General features: G+C 67.6%; 1 protein-coding gene. It reads right to left on the bottom strand.

Annotated elements, in window-relative coordinates:
• Positions 1 to 4379, bottom strand: a 4379-nt coding sequence (locus tag ACZ6NC_RS41805) for a hypothetical protein (protein WP_465739125.1), incomplete at both ends; no start/stop codon positions are given.

Raw genomic sequence — 4379 nt, forward strand, 5'->3', positions numbered from 1 at the left:
TCGCGCAGGAGGTCGATGTGCTTGACGGTGCCGTGCTCGGCGGGGGGAATGCCCGTCAGCTGGTCCTCGTGGGTGTAGTAGGTGATCAGTGAGTCGGGGACGGCGTCGCGTTCGAGTCGGCGGAGCCTGTCGCCGCTGATGCCGAACTGGTTCTCCTCGCCGCGGTGGTCGACGTTGAATGGGCGTGCGGTGAGGGAGCCGGTGGGCGGGGCGGGCGCCATCCGGGTGCCGATGAGGTGTTCGATGTGGGAGTTGAAGCGGACGCGTCCGAGGGCTTTGGCCGTCTCGGTGTCGGTCGCGTCCAGGGCGGTGAGCTTGTCGGTCGCCTCCTCGATTTTGGCCTGGTAGGCCTGGTTGAGGTTGTCGAGGGTTTGCCGGTCGGCGGGGAGGCCGATGTCGATGATCTCGGCGTTGGTGTCTTCTTCGTGGACGGTGGTGCGGAAGATCTCCTGGTAGGTGGTGAGGGGGACGAGGTAGGAGCGGATGATCGGGCTGGCGTCGTTGGGGTCCTGGGCGGCGTATTTCTCGGCCCATCTGATGGCGCGCAGGGGGCGGCCGGCGCCGATCCAGAAGACTTCGTGGGAGGTGGGTCCGGAGGAGATGTGGATCGTGCCGTCCGGGTACTGGTGGACGTCCTTGAAGTCGGAGGTCGCCAGGCCGGTGGTGTGGTCGACGGTCATCGGCATGGCTTTGAAGACGGTCGTGTAGAGCCGGATGCAGGGGGTGCCGTCCGGGGCGTTCTCGGTTTCGACGACGCCGTGGTGGACGATGCCGGCGTTGCCGAGGGCGTACGTGCCGACGCCGGTCTTCCCGGGTGCGAAGCGGATGACGTGGTCGAGCGGGCGGTGCGGGCCCAGGTGGGACGTTCCGGGTGCGGCGAACTCCGGTTCGGCGTGGGGGCCGCCGAAGGTGACGGTGTCGGGTGCCGGCCGGAACTCCTCGCCGGGCCGGACTTCCCGGTAGTGGTCGGGGTGTGCGGTGTCGTGCGGGGGGAGGTGGGCGGTGAGGACGGTGGTGGTGGGTGGTGCGCCGGGTTCGGTGGGCCGCTGGTAGTGCGTCCAGTGGCCGCCGGTTTTGATGACGGGCTGGTTGGCGGCGTTGAAGCCGACTTCGTGGGCGACGATCAGGTGGCCTTGTCCGCCCTGGTGGGTGCCGGTGGGGCCGGGTGTCAGGATGACGGGGCCGTCGGCGGCGCGGGCCCGGGCCTCGGGTGCGTGCTGCCAGAGGTGTTCCATGAACTCGGTGACGTAGGTGGAGCCCATGCGGTCGAGGCCGCAGGCGACGAGGTCGATGGTCTGGCGTTGTGGGTCCCAGGCGTGGGTGTCGCGCTGTCGGAGGACGTGGGTGGCGAGGCCGGCCGGGGACAGCGGGGGGTGGTCGTCGCGTACGTGCATGGCGACGACGAACCGGCCGGTGTCGACCGGCAGGTGTGACAGGGCCTGCTCGATCCGCGACTGCGCGTCCCCGTCGACCGAGGGATCCCGGATCCACACACCCGGCTGCCCGCTCCCGAACTCCGACAACGGACGGGCCTGCGGCAGGCCGGTGCCGTGGGGTGGGTGGTCGGACGACGGCTCGGCATGGGACAGGTCGAACAGGTCGGGGCCCGCCCAGTCGAGCGGGTCCGTGTGGTGTGAGTCGAAGACCCCGAATTCCAGGTCCGTGCCGTCGAACGGGTCGGAGTCGGACGGCACGGCGCTGTCGGTGTCCCGTCGCTCGTCGGTGGACCTCGCCTTGGCCTTGCCGGGATGGACATAGGTGTCCTGGAGATTGCGCTCTTCGTTCTCGGTGCGTTGCTGGACGATGTCGGTGTAGGTGGCCTTGATGGTTTCCGTGGTCGTGAAGAGGCCGGCCAGGGTTTGGAAGCGTTTTTCCTTGGCCTCGCCGTAGACGAAGCGGCGGGTGTGGGCGTCGCCGGTGGTGATCAGTTCGTTGCGGGTGGTGCCGTTGTCGGCTGTTGTGCTGACGAGGGGGAAGTGCTGGTCGAAGCTCTTCTTGCCGGGGATCTCGCGGGGGTCGGCGGGGTCGGGGCGGTAGCTGGTGGCGGAGGTGTAGGAGGAGTAGTCGGCTTGGTAGTACTGGTGGAACTCATGGAAGAGGCGTTGGACGTTCAGGGCCTGTTCGTCGGTCAGCTCGGGAGTCTCGCGCGGCCGTCGGTCCATGACGAGGAGTGCGGTGTCGGCGATGTAGGCGAAGGCCTGCCGTGCGCGCTCCAACGTCTGCTCGGCTTCGTCGAGGTACCTCGGTGCGTCGAAGAACTCGCGCAGGTAGAAGCCGAAGGGGTCGGAGTCGACCATGCGGACGGCGGCGACGAGTTGTGACGTGTCGCGCCAGAGGTGACGCAGGCTCTTCATCATGTCGACGGCGCCGATGTGTTCGGGTTCGCGGTCGTGCGGGGCGGGTTTGGCTTTCTTGGCTTTCTTCCCTCCGCTGTGGTCGTACATGTCTTTGGAGTTCTGCTTCTGGATGTCGTGGAACAGGATCGCCTTGGCGATGGTCTCCGTCGGCACGAAGCGGTTGCCCGGGGTGGTGTCAGCGGTGAGTTTGCGGTACTGGCCGAGGACCAGCTGGGCGTGGGTGAGGAACGTGTACGACTCGGTCTTGGCGGCGATCTCGTCGAATTTGCGGGCCAGCCCGGGGAAGTTGTCGATGAGTTCGGTGACGATTTCGGCGGGGTGGCGGCCGTCGTGCCAGAGCGTGTCGAGTTGCTTGCCGGTGTCCGTCTGCAGTTGCCGGTGCTGGGGGAGGTTCTGGAGGAGGGCGTGGTAGTCGGTGGTGGTGGGTTGGGGTCCTCGGACGTCGAGGTCGGCCTTGTTCTCGTCGTAGCCGCGGGAGAGGACTTCGGCGATCGCGGCCTGGGTGGCCCAGGGCTTGACGACGGTTTCCATGAAGTCGTCGACGGGCCCGCGGTCGTGGCTGTTCGCGCCGATGTTCGGGTCGAAGAGCGCTTTGGCAGGGGACTGTTGTTCGTGCCCGGGACCGTCGGCCTGGTCGCGGTGGGCGGTGATTTGGTTCGCGAGGAAGGTCTTGAGGTTGGTGAGGCGCGTCTCGTAGGAGAGGCTGTGTTCGGGGTCGAGGAGCGGGTCGGGCCGGCGTTCGCTCGGTTGTTGTTTGAACTGGTGCCAGGTGACGAGGTGCTCGCGGAGGGTGCGGGCGATGCGGGCGAGGTCGGCGGCGTCGTTGCGGAACTCGGCAGTCGTCCGTCCGCCGTCAGTCTTCTGGACGATCCAGGGGTGCAGGTCGTTGCTGAGTTTGGGCAGTCCGCTGCGCGGTGCGCCGATGCTGTCGCGCAGGGTGTCGATGTGCTTGACGGTGCCGTGCTCGGCGGCGGGGATGGTGGTGAGCTGGTCTTCGTGGGTGTAGTAGGTGGTCAGTGAGTCCGGCACGGCGCTGCGTTCGAGTCGGCGGAGTTGGTCGCCGCCGATGCCGAACTGGTTCTCCTCGCCGCGGTGGTCGACGTTGATCGGGCGTGTGGTGAGGGAGTCGGTGGGCGGGGCGGGTGCCATCCGGGTGCCGATGAGGTGTTCGATGTGGGAGTTGAAGCGGACGCGTCCGAGGGCGTTGTTCAGCTCCTTGTCGGTCGCGTCCAGGGCGGTGAGTTTCGTCGTGGCTTCGGTGATCTTGGCCTTGTAGGCCTGGTTGAGGTTGTTCAGGGTGAGTCGGTCGGCGGGGAGGCCGATATCGATGATCTCGGCGTTGCGGTCCTCCTCGTGGACGGTGGTGCGGAATATCTCCTGGTAGGTGGTGAGGGGGACGAGGTAGGAGCGGATGATCGGGCTGGCGTTGTCGGGGTCCTGGGCGGCGTATTTCTCGGCCCATCTGATGGCGCGCAGGGGGCGGCCGGCGCCGATCCAGAAGACTTCGTGGGAGGTGGGTCCGGAGGAGATGTGGATCGTGCCGTCCGGGTACTGGTGGACGTCCTTGAAGTCGGAGGTCGCCAGGCCGGTGGTGTGGTCGACGGTCATCGGCATGGCTTTGAAGACGGTCGTGTAGAGCCGGACGCACGGGGTGCCGTCCGGCGCGTTCTCGGTCTCGACGACGCCGTGGTGGACGATGCCGGCGTTGCCGAGGGCGTACTCGCCCGTCGGCTTCTTCCCTGAGGCGGGTTTGAAGCGGATGAGGTGGTCGAGCGGGCGGTGCGGGCTCAGGTGGGATGTTCCGGGTGCGGCGAACTCTGGTTCGGCGTGGGGGTCGCCGAAGGTGACGGTGTCGGGTGCCGGCCGGAACTCCTCGTCGGGCCGGACTTCCCGGTAGTGGTCGGGGTGTGTGGTGTCGTGTGGGGGGAGGTGGGCGGTGAGGACGGTGGTGGTGGGTGGTGCGCCGGGTTCGGTGGGGCGCTGGTAGTGCGTCCAGTGGCCGCCGGTTTTGATGACGGGCTG

The sequence above is a fragment of the Kitasatospora sp. NPDC041988 genome, from assembly GCF_055588525.1.